The sequence below is a fragment of the Paraburkholderia sp. BCC1886 genome (assembly GCF_900996245.1).
Lineage (GTDB): Bacteria > Pseudomonadota > Gammaproteobacteria > Burkholderiales > Burkholderiaceae > Paraburkholderia.
This window is the reverse complement of sequence record NZ_CAAJGK010000052.1, coordinates 276,007-295,102: the sequence shown is the minus strand read 5'-3', so window position 1 is coordinate 295,102 and position 19,096 is coordinate 276,007. Positions and strand designations below refer to the sequence as shown.

Sequence of the window (19,096 nt, the reverse complement as noted above, 5' to 3'; positions counted from 1 at the left end):
AAACGTTCATGTCAGTCAGACGCAACCGCAACCGGGTCTGGATTCTCGGACTGCTGCTCGCCTCGGCGAGCCATCCGGGATGGGCGCAGGATGCGACGTCGAACATGCTGCTGGAACAGGGCCGCTACTGGCAGGCGCACGACAAGCCCGATCTGGCTGCGCAGTCGTGGGCGAAGCTGTTGCTGACCGACCCGAACCAGCCCGAAGCGTTGTACGGCATGGGCACGATCGCCGTGGGCAAGCAGCAGTTCGGCGAGGCGAACCGGTATCTGACGAAACTGCGCGCGGTCGCGCCCGGCAGCCGCTTCGTGCCGTTGCTCGAACAGAACTTGCGGCTCGCGGTCGAGCCGGGCAAGTCGACCTTCGCGAAGGCGCGGCAGATGGCGCAGGACGCCGTCAACCAGAACGATCAGGCCGCGCTGTCGGCAGCGATGGCGCAGTACGACAAGGCATTAGGCGGGAAGCCGCCGCAGGGCAACGTGGCGCGCGAGTACTACAGCTATCTGGGCTATGCGAACGGTCAGGTCGATCCGGCGATTCGGGGCCTGGAGCGCCTGAACGCCGAGACACCGAACGATCCGAACATCATGCTGCCGCTCGCCGAGCACATGGTGCGTGACGAACAGCAGCGCGCGGCCGGCATCGCGCTGCTGGAAAAGCTCGCGACGCGCCCCGACATCGGCGGCGAAGCGACCGAAGTCTGGCGCTCCGTTCTGACGTGGGTTACGCCGACGCCGAAGAACCGCGCGTGGTTCGAGGACTATCTGAAGCTGCATCCCGACGAGGAAATCCGCCATCAGATGACGGCGCCGCGTCCGGCCGTCGCGACCGGTCCCGTGATGGATCCGCGTTTGACGCGCGGCTTCGCCGCGTTCAAGGCGGGTGACATCGCCACGGCCGAGCAGTCTTTCACGGACGTGCTGCGCGACAAGCCCAACAACACGGATGCGCTGGGCGGACTGGGTCTCGTGCGGATGCAGCAGGGCGATCTGGCGCAGGCGCAGACGCTGTTGTCGCGCGCGGTGTCGCGCCCGGGCGCGGGGACCAACTGGAGCACCGCGCTGAATTCCGCACGCTACTGGCTGCTGGTGAACCAGGCTGAAGGTGCGCAGAACGTGGGCGACTTTGCGGCGGCGCGACGCGAGATCGATCAGGCGTTGCGGCTCGATCCGCTCGAGCCGGGCGGTCGCGATGCATCGGCGCGACTGTATGCGGCGCAAGGCGACCTGAAGCGCGCCGAAAAGCTGTATCGCGACGTGCTGGCCACGAGCCCGAACAATCGCGAGGCGGTCAGCGGGCTCGTCGACATCCTGGCGCAAACCGGGCGCGCCGAAGAAGCGCAGAAGTGGATCGACGGGATGTCGGCGGAGCAGCAGGCCGGCATCGGCGGGCTGGACCGGTTAAGAGCGACGGTTGCCGCCGGACGCGCCGATGCCGCCGAGCAGCGCGGCGATCTCGACGCGGCCCGGAAAATTCTCGAAGACGCGCATCGTGTCGATCCCGATAACGCGTGGATTCGTCTGGAACTGGCCCGCTACGAGCTGAAGCAGGGTCGCGCGGACGACGCGCGACAACTCGTCGACGAGCTCGTCGCCGCGAATCCGGACAACGCCGAAGCGCTCTACGCGAGCGCGCTGCTCGCCATGCAGATGGGCGACTGGACGCGCGCACAGGACACGATGGCGCGCATCCCGGCCGCGTCGCGCACGCCGAACATGGTGGCGACCGCGCAGCAGATCGATTTCCAGGTGATCGTCACGCAGGCCTCGCATCTGGCGCTGGAAGGCAATCTCGACGACGCCCGCAACATGCTGGCGCGACTCGAGCCGGCGGCGGGTCAGGACCCGTCGAAGGTGGGCGCGCTGGCTCAGGCTTATGTCGACGCGGGCAACCTGCCGCGCGCGATGAGTCTGATGCACGCGCTGATGCCCAACGGTCTGAAGGGCAGCGGTCCCGACGTGCAACTGGCGTATCTGGGCGTGCTGCTCAAGACCGGCCAGAACGTCGAGGCCGCGGATGCGATGCGCGAGTTGCACGGCGAGACGCTGACCGCGGATCAGCGCGAACAACTGGACAATCTGGACTACCTGTACAGCGTGCGGCTCGCCGATCAGCAACGCCAGCAAGGCGATCTCGCCGCAGCTTACGACACGCTCGCGCCGGTCCTCGCCAAACGGCCCAACGACAGTCTCGCGCTGGCCGCACTCGCTCGCATGTATGCGGCGGACGGCAAGTACGACAAGGCGCTGTCGCTCTACCAGAAGGCCGCGGCGAACGACCCGGGCAATCCGGGCCTGCAACTGGGCGTCGCGATGGCGGCCGTGCAGGCGGGCAAGGGCAGCGTCGCCGACGCCGCGTTGAAGCAGGCAGTGGCGAAGGCGCCGAACGATCCCGACGTGCTGGCCGGCGCGTCACGCATCTACGTGATGCAGGGCAAGACGCGCGAGGCGCAGACGCTGCTGGAATCCGCGATTGCCGCGAAGGAAAAGCGGCTCGGCGTGCAGGCGCAGGACATTCACGTGGCGGGCAATCCGTTCGTTCACGACGACGATGGGTCGCGGCGTGCCGCGCGACGCAATCGGCAGGCGGTTGGCGAGACGCTTGCGGGCGCGTCCGCAGCGCCGGGTTTTGCAGCCGGTTCCTCAACGACCTTGGCGGTTGCATCGACGTCCCGCGCGACGGCTGCCGATGCGCGCGAGCGCGCTTCGTCGACGTCCGCCTCTCCCGCCGCGCTGCCGACCGTGGCCGGCACGCCGGTCGGCGGCCTTGCCACCCAGCAGGACACGGTTGCGATGAGCGAGCCTCGGGACGGCTCACTGACGCTCGACGAAATGCGCAGCGAGCTGAGCGATCTGCGTGCACAGCGGTCGCCGGAAATCACGGGCGGCCTGTTCGTCACGTCGAACAACGCCGCACCCGGCACGAGCCAGTTGACGACCGTGCAGCAACCGGTCGAAGGCTCGATCCCGGTCGGTAACGGCAAGCTCTCCATTCGTGCGACGCCGGTCGAACTCGAGGGCGGGACGCTCGGTTCGGACGTCTATAGCGCGAGCCAGTTCGGCGGCGGACCGATCGCAGCCGCATCGCAGAAGGCGGGCACCGTCGCTGCGCCGGACAAGCAGTCGGCGTTCGGCGTGGGCCTCGGACTCGGCTACGAGATCGGCAACTGGAGCACCGACATCGGCACGACGCCGCTCGGCTTCAAATTCACCAACGTGGTCGGCGGCGCGAGCTACCGGAACAGCATCGACGCGCAACCGGGCAGCTGGTTCAACGTCGGCGTGTCGCGTCGCGCGGTAACCGACAGCGTCACGTCGTTCGCCGGGTCGCGCGATCCGCGTACCGGTTTGACGTGGGGCGGCGTGACTTCGACCGGCGTGCATGGCGCGATCGGTATCGACAATCAGGATTACGGCGCCTATGTCTACGGTTCCGGCAAATATCTCGATGGGCACGACGTGCAGGCTAACGTCGGCGGCGAAGCGGGCGGCGGCACGTACTGGTATCTGCATCGCACGAGCGACAGCATGCTCACTGCGGGCCTGAACCTGACCGGCATGTTCTATCAGCACAACGAGAACAACTTCACCTACGGCAACGGCGGCTATTTCAGCCCGCAGCGCTTCTACGCGTTCAGCGTGCCGGTGACGTGGGCGCAGCGCTCGGAGCGCTGGACCTACAAGCTGCAAGGCTCGGCGGGTATCCAGTATTTTCACCAGGCGGGTGAACCGTACTTTCCGACCAGCGCCGGGTTACAGTCCGCGGCAGTCGCAGCGGCGTCGGCCATCGGCCTCGCCGACGGCGCGAACCATCCGGGCCAGTCTTCGACCGGCTTCGGATACAACCTGCTGGCCACCGCCGAATACCGTTTTACGAATCACATGACCGGGGGCGCGTCGATCGGCGCCAACAATTCGTCGAGTTACCGGCAGTGGGCGGCGGGCCTGTATCTGCGCTATACGCTTGCGCCGCAGACGAAGGCTTTGGCCCTGCCGGTCGTGCCGTATCAGTCTCATTACAGCGACCAGTAACCCGCCACGCGGCCGGTCGGATATCGATCTTTTTTCAGGAGTCGAAGATTCATGCTTGTTTCCGTTCTTGCTGGTCTCAGCATCCTCATGATCGGCGATAGCCATCTGAGCGAACCCGGTTATCTCGTCGACACCCTGCAGGACCAGTTGATCGCCGCCGGTGCGCAGGTCCACACCTACAGCGTGTGCGGCAGCATCCCGGGCGACTGGGTGAAGTCCGTGCCGGGCACGTGCGGCGGCGCCGAGCGTAACGGCAAGTCGCCCATCGTCATCGACCACAATGCGAAGACCCAGCCGGTCGATCAGCTGATTGCTGCGAACAAGGCGAAGCTCGTGATCATCGTCGAAGGCGACACCATCGGCGGATACGGCAAGGAAGACTTTCCGAAGGCCTGGGCGTGGCAGCAGGTCACCGCGCTGACGCAAGACCTCGCCGCGAACAAGACGACCTGCGTCTGGGTCGGACCGGTCTGGGGCACGGAAGGCGGCAAATATCAGAAGAGCTTTGCGCGCGTGAAGCAGCTGTCGTCGTTCCTCGCGACCAACGTCGCGCCGTGCTCGTATATCGACTCGCTGACGTTTTCGAAGCCGGGCGAATGGGCGACCGTCGACGGTCAGCATTTGACGACGACCGGCTACAAGTACTGGGGCGCGGACATCATGAAGGCGCTCGTGAAGCTGCCCGCCCTCCAGCAGAAGTGACGCGACCGGACCTACCAGAATGAAACCTCTGCTTTCCCGGCTGTTCCTGTCGTGCCTCGGCCTCGCGGCTTTCGGCGTGTTCCTGCAACCGGCCGCGGCTGCCGATATCCCGCTGTATCCCACCGGCCCGGCCGAGGATTCGTCGTTCGTGCGTTTCGTGAATGGCGCATCGCACCCGGTCGACGTGACGTCGGCGGGCTCGAAAGCGCATCTGTCGCTCGACGCTGCGAACCCGGCCAGCCGCTTTTTCCCGATTGCCGCGGGCAAGCCGGTGGCCGGCACGCTGACGGCGGGCGGCGCGCATCAGGACGTTGCCGCGACGGTGCAGCCGGGCGAGTTCGTCAGCATCGTTGCACTGGATGGCGCGGATAAAGCCGGCGGTCTGCCCACCGTGACCGTGCGCGAAAAGCCGGACGACTTCAACGCGCTCAAGGCGTCGGTGGCGTTCTATAACCTCGACGCCGGTTGTGCGACGCCCACGCTGAAAGTGCCGGGCCGCGACATCGTGCTGCTCGACGGCGTCGCGGTGAAGGCGGCCAAACGGCGGCAGGTGAATCCGGTGGCGTTGTCGGTGCAACTGGTCTGCGGCGGTCAGCCGGTCGGCCAGCCGCTGAGTCTGGGAACGCTCGTGGCCGGGCAGCGCTACACGGTGTTTCTCGTGCCGGCGGGCGCGGGACACTCGCGCATTTTCTCGGCGAACGACGCGGTGAGCCATTGATCGCCTGCGCGCCGCTTCTACTTCTGGAACGCGGCGCGCCGGATTTCTCCTTCGACTGAGAACGATGCATGGTCTTTGCGTCCCTCGAATTCCTGACGCTGTTTCTGCCGGCTTTCCTCGCGCTCTACGTGGCGTCGCCCGCGCGCTGGCGTAACGGCACGCTGCTGGTTTGCAGCTGGTTCTTCTATGGCTGGTGGAGTCCGGTTTTCCTGCTGCTGTTCATCGGGCTGACGGTGTGGGGCTGGCTCGGCGGCATCGTGATCGACGCCGCCTCGGGCCGGCGCGCGCGCGGGGCGTGGCTCGGCGTGTTCATCGCGGTCAACGTGCTGATCCTGTGCTGGTTCAAGTACGCCAACATCGTCGTCGACAGTCTCGACAACGCGCTCGCGCTCGGCCACGCCGGACCGATTCCGTGGCGGCACGTCGCGTTGCCGATCGGGCTGTCGTTCATCGTGCTGCAGTCCATTTCCTATCTGATCGACGTGCAGCGCGGCACGGTGACGGCCGATCGCAGCGTCATCCGCTATGGCGCCTATCAGGGGATGTTCGTGCATCTGATCGCCGGGCCGATCATCCGCTATGCGTGGGTGAAGCGCGAGCTCGTGTCGCGCACGGTCGACTGGGACGGTGTCAGCGCCGGCGCGCGGCGTCTGATGGTCGGCATGAGCATGAAGGTGCTGGTCGCCGACACGCTCTCGCCAATGGTCGATGCAATCTTCTCGTTGCACACGCCGTCGCTCGCGGACGCCTGGCTGGGATGCGGGTTTTATACGCTGCAACTGTTCTTCGATTTCGCCGGATATAGCGCGATGGCCATCGGTCTCGGGCAGATGCTGGGCTTCCGCTTTCCCGAGAACTTCAACCATCCGTATCTGGCGAGCAGCATTCAGGACTTCTGGCGTCGCTGGCATCTGTCGCTTTCCAGCTGGATACGCGACTATCTGTACATTCCGCTGGGCGGCAATCGGCACGGCGAGTGGAAGGCCGCACGCAACCTGTTGCTGACGATGGCCATTGCGGGGTTGTGGCACGGCGGCGATAGCTGGAATTTTCTGTTGTGGGGCGTCGCGCATGGTCTCGCGCTGATGGTCGCGCGTTTATGGCGGCGATTCGATCTGCCTCGCGTGCCTGGGTGGTTGTCGCACGCGTTGACGCTCGTCTTCGTGATGCTGGCGTGGACGCTGTTTCGCGCAGTCGGCTTTCATGCTGCGCTCGCGATGTATCGTGGCCAGTTCGGGTTGAACGGCATCGGCCTGAGCGATGCGGTGGCCGTGTCGTTGCGTCCGGTTCATGCGCTGGCGGCGTTGCTCGGTGTCGTCTGCGTGTTGCTGCCGATCGGGCAGCGGCGCTGGGAGCGCTTGCCCGATACGACGCTGCGTCGAATATGGGACGCGCTGTGGCCGTTGGCGGGTTTTCTGCTGTCGTTCGGGTTGATCGCGGCGCGCGGTGCGGTGCCTTTTCTTTACTTCCAGTTCTGACGCCATGGAAGATCCCAAACCGCTGCCTCAACGTCCCGCCACGCGCGCCGGCAAAATCGCGGCCGTCGTCCTGATGGTTTTTCTGATCGCGGGCTTCGTGTCCAATGTGCGCTTTGCGACGACGGCTGAGTCGCTGTTACCTCACGCCGTGACGCGCGCCGGCGTTCTGGACGGCACCGTATCGAGCGCGCTTGCAGAACGCATGGGCGATACGCCGATCGCCGCCGATGCCGCGCGGGTGCAACGTGCGCTCGGCTGGGTCACGTTGCACGATCTGGGGCCACGCGTGCGGCAGGGCTGTCCCGGTTGGCTGTTCCTGCACGATGAACTGAACGTGTATGCCGACGCCGATCGCCATCTTGCGATGCGCGCCGTCACCGTTGAAACCGTGCAGCGCGAACTGGCGCGTCGAGGCATTGCGTTGCTGGTCGTCGTGGTGCCCGACAAATCGCGTATCGAATCGCAACGTCTGTGCGGCCTGCAGCGTCCGGCTTCGCTCAATGCGCGTCTTGGGCAGTGGACCGCACGCCTCACCGCCGGGGGCGTGCCGGTCGTGGATGTGAGTGCAGCGCTGCGTGGTGTCGCGGGCGACCCGTTTTTTCGCACCGACACGCACTGGTCCGAGGACGGCGCGGGTGCGGCGGCGCGGGCCGTGGCACAACGCATCCGCACGATGGGTATTGCGTTCGGGTCGAGCAAGCCCGGCTATCGCGTGGTCGACCTGCCGGCCGCGCGCCGGCCCGGCGACCTGGTGCGTCTTGCCGGACTCGAAGAATTGCCGCCGTCCTGGCAACCCACGCCCGAAGTCGTGACGCGTCGCGACTACGTTCACGAGGCTCAAGCCGCGGCATCGGCCGACGACCTGTTCGGCGATGCCGACCTGCCCGATATCGCGGCGATCGGCACGTCGTATTCGACGACGTCCGACTTCGTGCCGCAGCTTGCGTTGGCGCTCGGCACGGGCATCGGCAATTTCGCACGCGACGGCGGCAAGTTCGGCGGCTCGGCGCGCGCGTATTTTGCGAGCGCGGCTTTTGCGCAGACGCCTCCCAAACTGATCGTGTGGGAACTGGACGAGCGGGATTTGCAGGCGCCGCTCGAGGCGGACGATACCCTTGTCGTGCCGAACGCCGGCACGCCGGACTCACGAACTTCACATGCTCATGTTCAGGTCAATTAGTCGACACGCGGTGCTGGCGGCAATGCTCGGAGCGGGCGCGATGAGTTGCGTCGCCGTGGCTTCAGGCGCGCCACTGGTGACGACCATCACCGTCGATGCCAACGCTCGCCGTCATCCGGTCAACCCGCTGATTTACGGCCTGAATTTCGCCACCGCCGAGGTCTTGCGTGATCTGCGCGTGCCGCTCAATCGGTCCGGCGGCAACGGTGCGTCCGCCTACAACTGGCGGATCGATGCGCGCAACACCGGGCAGGACTGGTTCTTCGAAAGCGTGCCGGTCGATTCAAAAGATGTTTATCAATACGGCGAGCGTTTCGTGCGGCTCAATGCGCAGGCGCAGGTGACGTCGATGCTGACCATTCCGATGATCGGCCGGGTCGCGAAGCTCGATAAGGACCGCAAGCCGCTGGTTAGTTTTTCGGTGGCGAAGTATGGGAAGCAGCAGGGCGTCGACGGGAGTCATCTGGGCGACGCCGGCAACGGGATTGGACCCGATGGTGCGCCCATCAGGAACGATCCGGACGATGCGTCGATTACTGACGATTCGCAGAGTCAGCAGGAGCGCGTCGGGCAGTTGTTGCGCGACACCGGAACGGACGGCGTGCGGTATTACATGATGGATAACGAGCCGAGCCTGTGGCACGTCAACCATCGCGATATTCATCCGGCGGGTGCGCATGCGAGCGAAGTGGCGAACAAGGTGGTCGCGTATTCGCGCGCGGTGAAAGCGGCCGATCCTGGCGCGCGAGTCGTCGCGCCGGAAGAGTGGGGCTGGACGGGGTATCTGTATAGCGGCTTCGATCAGCAGTACATGGCGGCCCGCGGGCAGGGCGGGACGCCGGACAGGAGCGGCGAAACGCGGGGGATGGATTACGTCCCGTGGCTGCTCGCGCAATGGAAACAGGCGGGGCATCCCGTCGATGTTTTCGGCCTGCATTTCTATCCGCAGGGTGGCGAGTTTCGCGAGTCTAACGGTGCAGCCGCGGCGGATTCCCCGGCTATCGAGCTGGCCCGGAACCGGTCGACACGCGACTTGTGGGACGCCGGGTATCGGGACCCGACGTGGATCAACAGCGTGGTGAACCTGATTCCGATGATGCGGCGGTGGGTCGATACGTATTACTACCCGGGCACGCCGATCGCGCTAACGGAATACAGCTGGGGCGGCGACACGACGATGAACGGCGCGACCGCTCAAGCCGACGTACTGGGAATTTTCGGCCGAGAAGGGCTGGATATTGCGACGCGCTGGGGTGCGTTGAGTCCGGAGATGCCGGTTTATAAGGCGTTCAGGCTTTATCGGAATTACGACGGGCAGGGGGCGGGGTTTGGCGATACCAGTATTGCGGATTCGCAGGGTGATCCGGATCGGGTTTCGTCGTTCGCTGCGCTGCGTAATCGCGATGGGGCGATGACGGTCGTGGTGATCAACAAGCAGCTGGATCAGGCGGCGGATGCGACGATCGTCGTCGAGAATTTTGCGGGTCGGGGTAAGGCGGAGGTTTGGCAACTGGCTGGGAATGCGATTTCGCGCTTGCCGGATGTGGACTACGCAGGCGGGCGAGTGCGGGCTAGCTTGCCGCGGGAGAGCGTGACGATGTTTGTTTTGCGAGGGGCGGGGAGGCCTTGAAGTTGCGGTTGATGGTGGATTTCACCGGCCGCCGCCGTAGCCGCAAAGCAAAAAGCCCGGTCGCAAGGACCGGGCTTTTTGCTTTCATTCTTTGGTGGGGCGTGACAGATTCGAACTGTCGACCTACGGATTAAGAGTCCGCTGCTCTACCAGCTGAGCTAACGCCCCAAACAGAAGCAAGATTATGACGGAAATTCGGGACCTTGCCAAGACCCTTTAACAGATTTCTTAAAAATATCCTCGTCCTCAGTCAGGTGGCTTTCAGTTGCCTACCGCGTCAACCGAACCCGCTATAGCGCCCGACGTCCCGGTATCATGTCGCGAGACTTTTGCCGCGCGCAGCGTCGCGGCTTTCCACCGGGAACCGCCATGGATGAGAAAGAGATCACCGAATTGCTCGACCGCATTCTCGCGCCGTGGGTTCGCTCGCTGGCGCTGACGCCCGTCAGCGTCGACGAAGAGAGCGCGACACTGCGCCTGCCGTTCGCCGGCGGCCTCCGTCATTCCGGCGGCGTGATCTGCGGGCAGGTTTTCATGGCCGCGGCCGACACCGCGATGGTCGTGGCCATTTCCGCCGCACTCGGCGGCTTCAAACCCATGAGCACCGTCTCGCTGAACATCAGCTTCATGCGCGCCGTCCGCAATGGCGACGTGGTTATTACCGCGCGCGTGCTGCGCATGGGGCGCAATCTGGTATTCGGCGAAGTCGAGTTATTCGACGATGCCGGCAACATGGCCGTCCACGCCACCACGACCTACGCGCTGCTCAACTGACTGGCCGGCGGCAGCGCTCCAAGAGGAAACAAAACAGGATGTTCGATCAGGTCGTATTCGCCGGCGGCGGCAACCGCTGCTGGTGGCAGGCGGGGTTTTGGGACGTCGTGCAACCGGCGCTGCATATTCGTCCGCGCGTCATCACCGGAATTTCGGCGGGCGCGGCCACCGCGTGCATGCTCTACACGAGCAATTCCGAATGGGTGATGCGCTATTACGAAGAGGCGCTGCGCCATAACACCCGCAACGCCTATTGGGGCAACCTGCTGCGCGGCGAATCGGTGTTTCCGCACTACCGCATCTACCGGCAGGCGCTACTGGACATCTACGGCGAGAAGTTCGCCACGCTGGCGGCGGCCGACGCGCCGGAGATCCGCATCGGCGTATCGCATCTGCCGCGCTGGCTCGGCGCGCGCAGCGCGGTGGCCGCCGGCCTGATTGCGTACAACATCGAAAAATACGTGCGCAAGACCTTGCATCCCACCCTGGGACAGACGCTCGGGTTTCATCCGGAATTCGTGCGCGCGCAAGACTGTACGAGCGTCGAGGATCTCGCCGACCTGATCCTGCAATCGTCGAGCACGCCGCCGTTCACCCCGGTTCTGCGGCGCAACGGCCGGCCCGTGCTGGACGGCGGGATGGTGGACAACGTGCCGGTCGGCGCGCTCGACGCCGAAGCGCCCGGCAACGTACTGGTGATGGTCACCCGCATTTACCCGCGGCCGCAGATGTTCGTCGTGCCGCACGGCGCGCAGCAACGGCTGTATGTGCAACCGTCGCGTAAGGTGCCGATCTCGAGCTGGGACTACACGAGCCCGTCGCAGATGGCGCATGCGTACAACCTGGGGCGCGTCGACGGGGAGACTTTCCTCGAGCGCATGCCGGCTCTACTCGAAACCGGCGCGCACGAGGCTCGCTAAAACAAAACGCGAACTTCGGCCGCTTACCGTCTGCGACCGCCTTGCAACGCCTCGGGATTGGCCACGCTGGCGGTATCGCCGGCATCGAATGCGAGGATGTTGTTGAATGCGGCGGTGAAATACTGCTCGTAGCTCTCGCGCTCCACGTAGCCGATGTGCGGCGTGCAGATCACGTTCTCCATGCGCAGCAAACTGTAGCCTTGCAGAATCGGCTCGCTCTCGTACACGTCGATGGCGACGAGGCCCGGACGGTTGTGCGACAGCGCGTTCAACAACGCGTTTTCTTCGAGCAGTTCGGCGCGGCTGGTGTTCACCAGCAAGGCCGTCGGCTTCATCCGCAGCAGATCTTCCTGTTTGACGATGCCGCGCGTGTCGTCATGCATCCGCAGATGCAGCGACAGCACATCGCTCTGTTCGAACAGCGCCTCGCGGCTTTCGGCGACGCCATAGCCGTCGGCGCGCGCGGCTTCGCGCGAATGCTCGCGGCCCCAGATCAGGACGTTCATGCCGAACGCCTTGCCGTAACCGGCAACCAGCCGGCCGATCTTGCCGTAGCCCCAGATACCCAGCGTCTGTCCGCGCAGCACCTGACCGAGACCGAAGTTCGGCGGTAGCGCCGACGTCTTCAGACCGGACTGCTGCCAGGCCCCTTGCTTAAGGTTTGCTACGTATTGCGGAATGCGCCGCTGCGCCGCCATGATGAGGGCCCACGTCAGTTCGGCGGGCGCCACCGGCGAGCCGGTGCCCTCCAGCACGGCGATGCCGCGCTCGGTACAGGCGGGCAGATCGATATGGCTCGACACCTTGCCCGTCTGGCTGATCATGCGCAAACGTGGGAGTTTGTCGAGCAATTGAGGTGTGATGCGGGTGCGTTCGCGAATCAGCACGAGCGCGTCGACTTCCGAAAGACGGCTGGCGAGTTGTCCGAGACCGCGAACCGTGTTGTTGAAAACCTTGACCTCATGGTCGGCCAGCAACTGGAAGCAATCGAGCTTGCGAACGGCGTCCTGATAGTCGTCGAGGATGGCAATCTTCATGGTATGTGTCTTGGGCGGCACCATGACGGTGCGCAACGGAATGTTATGCTGACTGTCCCACCATGTGACCCAGGTCACATGTAGAACTGGGTGGATGCTTTACCGTGGAAGCTGCCGCGAAGAACGGAAGCGCTACGGCAAGCCGATTGAGAACGTTTTTAACAGTTTGTTGCGTGTCGAGGCAAGCCGCTTTACAGACGGTTGCAGAAGCCGCGGCCGGCGCCCCGCACGAACACGCTGTGTAGCCCACGATGACCTGCACGATCAGCCGTCGGACTTCGAAAACGCCGACCGGTTGAACCGACGCCTCTCGCACGCAGCGTCGCTGGGCTTGTACCGTTTTTCTATTGCTATCAGAACGGAGACAAGTCGATGAATCATCCCTCGTTTGAAGGAACGGTCGCTATCGAGGCGCCGGCATGGGTCAAACACCGCAAGCTGATCGACTGGGTGCAGCGCGTTGCCGCTAAAACCCAGCCCGAGCAGATTGTCTGGTGCGACGGCTCGCAGGAAGAATACGACCGCCTCTGCGCGCAGATGGTCGAAGCCGGCACCCTCAAAAAACTCAATCCCGCCAAACGGCCCAACTCCTATCTCGCCTGGTCCGATCCGTCTGATGTGGCGCGCGTCGAAGACCGCACGTTCATCTGTTCGCAGCGTCGTGAAGACGCCGGTCCGACGAATAACTGGACCGCGCCGGATGACATGCGCGCGACGCTCGACGGGCTTTTCGAAGGCGCGATGCGCGGCCGCACGATGTACGTGGTGCCGTTTTCGATGGGCCCGCTGGGTTCGCCGATCGCGCATATCGGCGTGGAGTTGAGCGACAGTCCCTACGTGGTGACGAACATGCGCATCATGACGCGCATGGGCCGCAAGGTGTACGACGTGCTGGGCGAAGACGGCGAGTTCGTGCCGTGCGTGCATTCGGTGGGCGCGCCGCTCGCAGCGGGCGCGGCCGACGTGCCGTGGCCCTGCAACGACACCAAATATATCGTTCATTTTCCGGAAACGCGCGAAATCTGGAGCTACGGCTCGGGTTACGGCGGCAATGCGCTGCTCGGCAAAAAGTGTTTTGCTTTGCGCATCGCATCGACGATGGGGCGCGACGAAGGCTGGCTCGCCGAGCACATGCTGATTCTCGGTGTGACCTCGCCGCAGGGGCGCAAGCATCACGTCGCGGCGGCGTTTCCGTCGGCGTGCGGCAAGACTAACTTCGCGATGCTGATTCCGCCGCAAGGTCTGAACGGCTGGAAAATTTCCACGATCGGAGACGATATCGCGTGGATCAAGCCAGGCCAGGACGGACGTCTCTACGCGATCAACCCGGAAGCCGGCTATTTCGGTGTCGCGCCGGGCACCAGCGAGAAAACCAACTTCAACGCAATGGCGACGCTGAAGGAAAACGTGATCTTCACGAACGTCGCGCTGACGGACGATGGCGACGTCTGGTGGGAAGGCATGACCGACGAGCCGCCAGCGCATCTGATCGACTGGCAGGGCAAGGACTGGACGCCCGCCAGCGCGAAGGAAAGCGGCCGCAAGGCCGCGCATCCGAACGCGCGCTTCACCGCGCCCGCGTCGCAGTGTCCGTCGATCGACGCCGAGTGGGAAAACCCGGCGGGCGTGGCGATCGACGCGTTCATTTTCGGCGGACGTCGTTCCACGACCGTGCCACTCGTCACCGAAGCGCGTAACTGGGTCGAAGGCGTCTACATGGCGGCGACCATGGGCTCCGAAACGACCGCGGCTGCGGCCGGCCAGCAAGGCGTGGTGCGCCGCGATCCGTTCGCGATGCTGCCGTTCTGCGGCTACAACATGAGCGACTATTTCGCGCATTGGTTGAAAACCGGTGAACGTCTGGAGCAGATCGGCGCGACGTTGCCGAAAATTTTCTGCGTGAACTGGTTCCGCAAGGGCGCGGACGGCAAGTTCGTCTGGCCGGGTTTCGGCGAAAACATGCGGGTGCTGAGCTGGATGGTCGGCCGCATCGAAGGCACGACGGAGGGCGAGGAACACGCGTTCGGGTTGTCGCCGCACTACGAGGACATCGACTGGAGCGGTCTCGACTTTAGCCGTGAGCAGTTCGAGCAGGTCATCTCGGTGGACGATCAGGCCTGGCGCGACGAACTGGCATTGCATGCAGAGCTGTTCGACACACTGCAGCAAGGTCTGCCGCTGGCCCTGACCCAGGCGAAGCGTGCGCTTCACGAGAAGCTTGCCGCCTGATCGTGTGACCGGTCACTGCCGGACGAGCCGCCTTCGGGCGGCTTTTTTGTTCGTCGGCGCTTTGGATTGCCGCTCGGCGGCATGCAAAGTGCCAACACAAGCATATTTTCATCTGTTGGAACAAACGCCGCAATCTAAGCTGCACTGCAGCATATTGTTTCGAGAATCGGAATAATGAGTGGTCGAGCCCCTTGCTGAGACGCACAATGGTACAAAAATCGACAATATTTCCGCTTTTGCGGGCAACTTCTGCACGATTGCGCGAGTCGTAGGAGAATTCCAAGTTCGCTTCCTTGGGTTTTCACCAATTGTCAGGAAGTTGTGACACGGCAGGAGTCGTCTTATGGATCATTTGCAGTCGATGCGAGTTTTCGTCAAAGTGGCGGATCTCGGCAGTTTCGCCCGCGCTGCTAGCGCGATGGACATTTCCAACGCAGTGGCTACCCGTCATGTCGCCGACCTCGAAGGCCGGCTCGGTACGCGACTGCTCAACCGCACTACCCGCAGTTTGTCCCTGACCGAATCCGGTCAGGTGTATCTCGAAAGGGCGCGCCAGATTCTCGACGAGCTCGAAGACGTCGAACAGATGGTCGTGGCGCGCAATCATGAGCCGGTCGGCACGTTGCGCATCGTCGCGCCGGTCGTGTTCGGTTTGCATAATCTCGCGCCCGTGCTGCAGACCTACGCGGAGCGCTATCCCAAAGTTATCCCCGATGTGACGCTGGTCGACCGTCAGGTCGATCTGGTCGAAGAAGGTTTCGACGTCGGCGTGGTGATCGCGCGGCAGATGCGCAGCGCGAGCATCGTCACCCGGCGGCTCACCACCGGCTGCATGACGGTGTGCGCGACACCTGCATATCTGGACAAACACGGCATTCCGACGCGTCCCGAACATCTGCTGGAACATCCCTGTTTGAGTCTGCCGTCCGAATATTGGGGCGACGAGCGCGTGTTCACCGGCCCGGAAGGCGAGGTGCGCGTGCGGCCGTCGAACGTGATCGTGGCGAACAACACGGAAATGCTGCGGCAATTCGCGCTGCTCGGAATGGGCATCGCGATCCTGCCGAGTTATCTGATTGGTCGCGACATGACGCGCGGCCGACTCGTGCGTCTGTTGGGCGACTACCGTTTGCCGCAGGTCGAGATCAACATTGCGTATCCGAGCCGGCGTCACTTGCCGGCCAAGGTGCGCACGTTCATCGATCATCTGGTCGAGCATTTCAGCCAGACGCCGAACAGCCTGCTCGGCGAACAATGGATCGCCGACGGTCTGGGTCGGGCCGCCACGTCCCCCGCGTTCGATTCCACCAGCCACATGCCGCCGGAAGCATTCGACGGCGCTGAGCCGCTCTCGCGGCTTCTGGACAGCGAGTTATCGCCACTGCCCAAGACGCTCGCGAAGACGGTGACGCTGCCGGTGCCGCGCTCGTCGGCGCCATCGGCGTTGTAAGGCTGGGGTCGCCGGGTTGTCGTCACGGCGGCGGATAAGAAAAAAGGCGCAGTCACTTTCAAGTGACTGCGCCTTTTTTTGATCCCTTTAACTTTGGAGGTGGCCCGCCGCGAGCCACCCGACAGGCTACGTGCCCGTCTTACGTGCGACCTTTTTAGCCGGCGCTTTCTTCGCCGCTGCCGTCCTGGCCGGTGCTTTCTTCGCCGCCACCTTCTTTGCGGCTGGCGCCGCCTTCACCGCAACGTCACCGTCTTCCGACTCCGTTCCGGCGTCCGGTGCCGCCTTGGCCGCCGACTTCGCAGCAGCGGTCTTCGCCGCGGTTTTCGCGGACGGCTCCTTCTTCTCGAACTCGAAGCCGATCTTGCCGTCGCTCTGCTTGACGAGGAACGCCTTGAAGTTGCGGCCCGTGCGCGACGACTTGAAGTTCGTCAGCAGGTCGGTGCGGCCTTCTTCCAGCAGCTTGGACATCTGCTCGCGGGCAATTTCCTGTTGCAGGATCACCTTGCCCGAGCGGAAATCGCACGTCTTCGGATTGGCGACCGAGTTCTCGCAGACATAGCTCATGCCGTGCTCGAACACGCGGCCCTTGCACTTCGGACACGCGCCCACCGACTGCTGGTCGGAGAAGTCCGGCGGTTCGCCGTCCTCGCCGCCCGTGTCCTGACCGAAGTCGAACTCGAGCTTGTAGTTCTTGATCTCGTCGTCGAGCGACAGCTTGAGAATCGCGGAGAACGGCCGGCCCATCTTGCTGCGGAAACCCGACAGCGGCCCGATCGTCTTGTTCTGCAACAGCTCTTCGACCTCCGGAATTTCGAACTGACGGCCGCCGGGAATCTTCGAAATCGAAAACTCGCATTTCGAACAGGCGAAGCGCCGGTAGTTTTCCTTCACCTGACCGCCGCAATTCGGACACGGCGTCTGTAACGTCGCGTAATCGCCGGGGATCGTGTCGGAATCGTATTCCTTCGCGCGCTTGACGATGGTCTGCGTCATGCGGGCGATTTCCTGCATGAACGCATCGCGCGGCAGGTTGCCGCGCTCCATTTGCGACAACTTGTATTCCCACTCGCCGGTCAATTCCGGCGCGGTCAGTTCCTTCACGCCGAGGCCGCGCAGCAGCGTCATCAACTGGAATGCCTTGGCGGTCGGAATCAGATCGCGGCCTTCGCGGATCAGATACTTCTCGCCCAGCAGACCTTCGATGATGGCGGCCCGCGTAGCTGGCGTACCGAGACCTTTGGCGGCCATCGCTTCGCGCAACTCGTCGTCTTCGACCAGTTTGCCCGCGCCTTCCATGGCCGAGAGCAGCGTGGCTTCGTTGTAGCGTGCAGGCGGCTTGGTTACCAGTTGATGCGCGGCGATCTTGTCCGTCTTGACCTTCTCGTCCTTCTGTACCGGCACGAGGTTGGCGTCTTCGCCGCTGATTTCGCGACCGTAGACCTGCAGCCAGCCCGGCTCGACCAGCACCTTGCCTTCGGTCTTGAAGTGATGGCCGACCACTTCGGTGATACGCGTGGTGACCTTGTACTCGGCCGCCGGGAAAAATACCGACAGGAAGCGCTTGACGACCAGGTCGTACAGCTTCTGTTCCGGTTCGGACAAGTTCTTCGGCGGCTGCGACGTCGGGATGATGGCGAAGTGATCGCTGATCTTGGAGTTGTCGAAGATGCGCTTGTTCGGCTTGACCCAGCCCTTGTCGAGTACCTGCTTAGCATACGGGAGATAGTTGTTGCTCTCCTTGAGCATGCCGAGCGTTTCCTTGACCGTATCCATATAGTCTTCCGGCAGCGCGCGCGCGTCGGTACGGGGATAGGTCAGGACCTTGTGCTTTTCATACAGCGCCTGGGCGAGACCAAGCGTGTTCTTCGCGGAAAAACCGAAGCGCCCGTTGGCCTCGCGCTGCAGGCTCGTCAGATCGAACAGCGCCGGCGACAGTTGCGTGGACGGTTTCGACTCTTCCGTCACCGTGCCGATCTGGCCGCGACAGGCGGCGACGATCGTCTCGGCAGCGGGCAGCGCCCACAGGCGCGAGTCGCGTTTTTCCGGATCGAACTCGTCGCGCTTGAATTTCGGATCGAACCAGCGGCCTTCGTAGAAGCCCGCTGCACAGACGAAGTCCGCCTTCACTTCCCAATAGTCGCGCGGCACGAAGCGGCGAATTTTTTCTTCGCGCTCGACCACGATGGACAGCGTCGGCGTTTGCACCCGGCCGACCGTGGTCAGGAAGAAGCCGCCGCCCTTGCTGTTGAACGCCGTCATTGCGCGCGTGCCGTTGATGCCGACTAGCCAGTCCGCCTCCGAGCGGCAGCGCGCCGCATCGGCGAGCGGCTGCATTTCTTCGTCGCTGCGCAGACGGGCGAAGCCGTCGCGAATCGAGCCGGCGGTCATCGACTGCAGCCACAGACGCTGCACCGGTTGCTTTGCTTTGGCGTGTTGCGCGATCAGGCGGAAAATCAGCTCGCCCTCTCGCCCCGCGTCGCAGGCGTTGATCAGACGGTCGACATCCTTGCGCTTGAGCAGCTTGGTCAGCACCTTCAGGCGCGACTCGCTCTTCGCGATCGGGTTGAGGTCGAAATGAGGGGGGATGACGGGCAGATTGGCGAAACTCCACTTGCCGCGCTTGACTTCGTAGTCTTCGGGCGCGGCGATTTCCAGCAAGTGGCCGACTGCCGAGGAAAGGACGTAGTCGTCGCTTTCGTAGTATTCGTCATGCTTGGTAAAACCGCCCAAAGCGCGCGCGATGTCGTTCGCGACGGAAGGCTTTTCGGCGATGATCAGTGCTTTGGACATGACTCGATGTGAGGTTGGTAGATGCGGGTTGATGGCCTTGAGTGCGCTGCAATTGAGCGCCACCCTCGTTTGCGACCTTTGCGACCCAATAACGACCGCTTTATAGCACACGCCGCGAAGCCGGCGGGTCAAGAGCAAGAAAAAGCGCGCTCGCGTC

12 protein-coding genes and 1 tRNA gene are annotated in these 19,096 nt (G+C 63.7%); 10 read left to right on the top strand and 3 right to left on the bottom strand.

Annotated elements, in window-relative coordinates; translation table 11 throughout:
* The first annotated feature begins 8 nt into the window (after window positions 1-8).
* The 6 genes from FQ746_RS19500 (at window position 9) to FQ746_RS19475 (ending at window position 9,739) form a co-directional block, all read left to right on the top strand.
* A complete protein-coding gene (locus FQ746_RS19500) occupies window positions 9-4,031 on the top strand; it encodes a cellulose biosynthesis protein BcsC (protein WP_144111270.1) in 4,023 nt (1,340 codons plus the stop codon).
* Between the two features lie 51 nt (window positions 4,032-4,082).
* Window positions 4,083-4,733 carry an SGNH/GDSL hydrolase family protein gene (locus FQ746_RS19495; RefSeq protein ID WP_144111269.1) on the top strand — a complete coding sequence of 217 codons (651 nt, stop codon included), beginning with the start codon at window positions 4,083-4,085 and terminating at the stop codon, window positions 4,731-4,733.
* Between the two features lie 19 nt (window positions 4,734-4,752).
* Window positions 4,753-5,451: an alginate O-acetyltransferase AlgF gene (locus tag FQ746_RS19490; RefSeq protein WP_144111268.1), complete on the top strand. Its 699-nt coding sequence runs from the start codon at window positions 4,753-4,755 to the stop codon at window positions 5,449-5,451.
* Between the two features lie 68 nt (window positions 5,452-5,519).
* On the top strand, window positions 5,520-6,929 hold the full coding sequence (locus tag FQ746_RS19485; RefSeq protein WP_144111267.1) for an MBOAT family O-acyltransferase: 1,410 nt from the start codon (window positions 5,520-5,522) through the stop codon (window positions 6,927-6,929).
* Between the two features lie 4 nt (window positions 6,930-6,933).
* Complete coding sequence (locus FQ746_RS19480; RefSeq protein ID WP_144111266.1) at window positions 6,934-8,109, top strand: alginate O-acetyltransferase AlgX-related protein; 1,176 nt, start codon at window positions 6,934-6,936, stop codon at window positions 8,107-8,109.
* Window positions 8,093-9,739, top strand: a complete 1,647-nt coding sequence (locus FQ746_RS19475) for a glycoside hydrolase family 44 protein (RefSeq protein WP_144111265.1) — start codon at window positions 8,093-8,095, stop codon at window positions 9,737-9,739. The genes FQ746_RS19480 and FQ746_RS19475 overlap by 17 nt, the downstream gene beginning before the upstream one ends.
* A gap of 92 nt (window positions 9,740-9,831) precedes the next feature.
* On the opposite strand, the gene FQ746_RS19470 is transcribed toward FQ746_RS19475, so the two are convergent.
* Window positions 9,832-9,907, bottom strand: a tRNA-Lys gene (locus tag FQ746_RS19470).
* A 201-nt stretch (window positions 9,908-10,108) separates the two neighbouring features.
* Here FQ746_RS19470 and FQ746_RS19465 point away from each other — a divergent pair.
* Both FQ746_RS19465 and FQ746_RS19460 read left to right on the top strand, forming a co-directional pair.
* Window positions 10,109-10,513, top strand: a complete 405-nt coding sequence (locus FQ746_RS19465; protein ID WP_144111264.1) for a PaaI family thioesterase — start codon at window positions 10,109-10,111, stop codon at window positions 10,511-10,513.
* Between the two features lie 38 nt (window positions 10,514-10,551).
* Complete coding sequence (locus tag FQ746_RS19460; protein ID WP_144111263.1) at window positions 10,552-11,433, top strand: patatin-like phospholipase family protein; 882 nt, start codon at window positions 10,552-10,554, stop codon at window positions 11,431-11,433.
* Between the two features lie 23 nt (window positions 11,434-11,456).
* Here FQ746_RS19460 and FQ746_RS19455 read toward each other — a convergent pair whose 3' ends face one another.
* Complete coding sequence (locus tag FQ746_RS19455; RefSeq protein ID WP_144111262.1) at window positions 11,457-12,470, bottom strand: D-2-hydroxyacid dehydrogenase family protein; 1,014 nt, start codon at window positions 12,468-12,470, stop codon at window positions 11,457-11,459.
* A gap of 372 nt (window positions 12,471-12,842) precedes the next feature.
* Between FQ746_RS19455 and FQ746_RS19450 the strand changes: the two genes are divergently transcribed.
* Together FQ746_RS19450 and FQ746_RS19445 are read left to right on the top strand one after the other, a co-directional pair.
* Window positions 12,843-14,699, top strand: coding sequence for a phosphoenolpyruvate carboxykinase (GTP) (locus FQ746_RS19450; protein WP_144111261.1), 1,857 nt, complete (start codon window positions 12,843-12,845; stop codon window positions 14,697-14,699).
* Window positions 14,700-15,042: 343 nt separating this feature from the next.
* Complete coding sequence (locus tag FQ746_RS19445; protein ID WP_144111260.1) at window positions 15,043-16,149, top strand: LysR family transcriptional regulator; 1,107 nt, start codon at window positions 15,043-15,045, stop codon at window positions 16,147-16,149.
* A 126-nt stretch (window positions 16,150-16,275) separates the two neighbouring features.
* On the opposite strand, the gene FQ746_RS19440 is transcribed toward FQ746_RS19445, so the two are convergent.
* A complete protein-coding gene (locus tag FQ746_RS19440; RefSeq protein ID WP_144111259.1) occupies window positions 16,276-18,939 on the bottom strand; it encodes a DNA topoisomerase III in 2,664 nt (887 codons plus the stop codon).
* Between the last annotated feature and the right edge of the window lie 157 nt (window positions 18,940-19,096).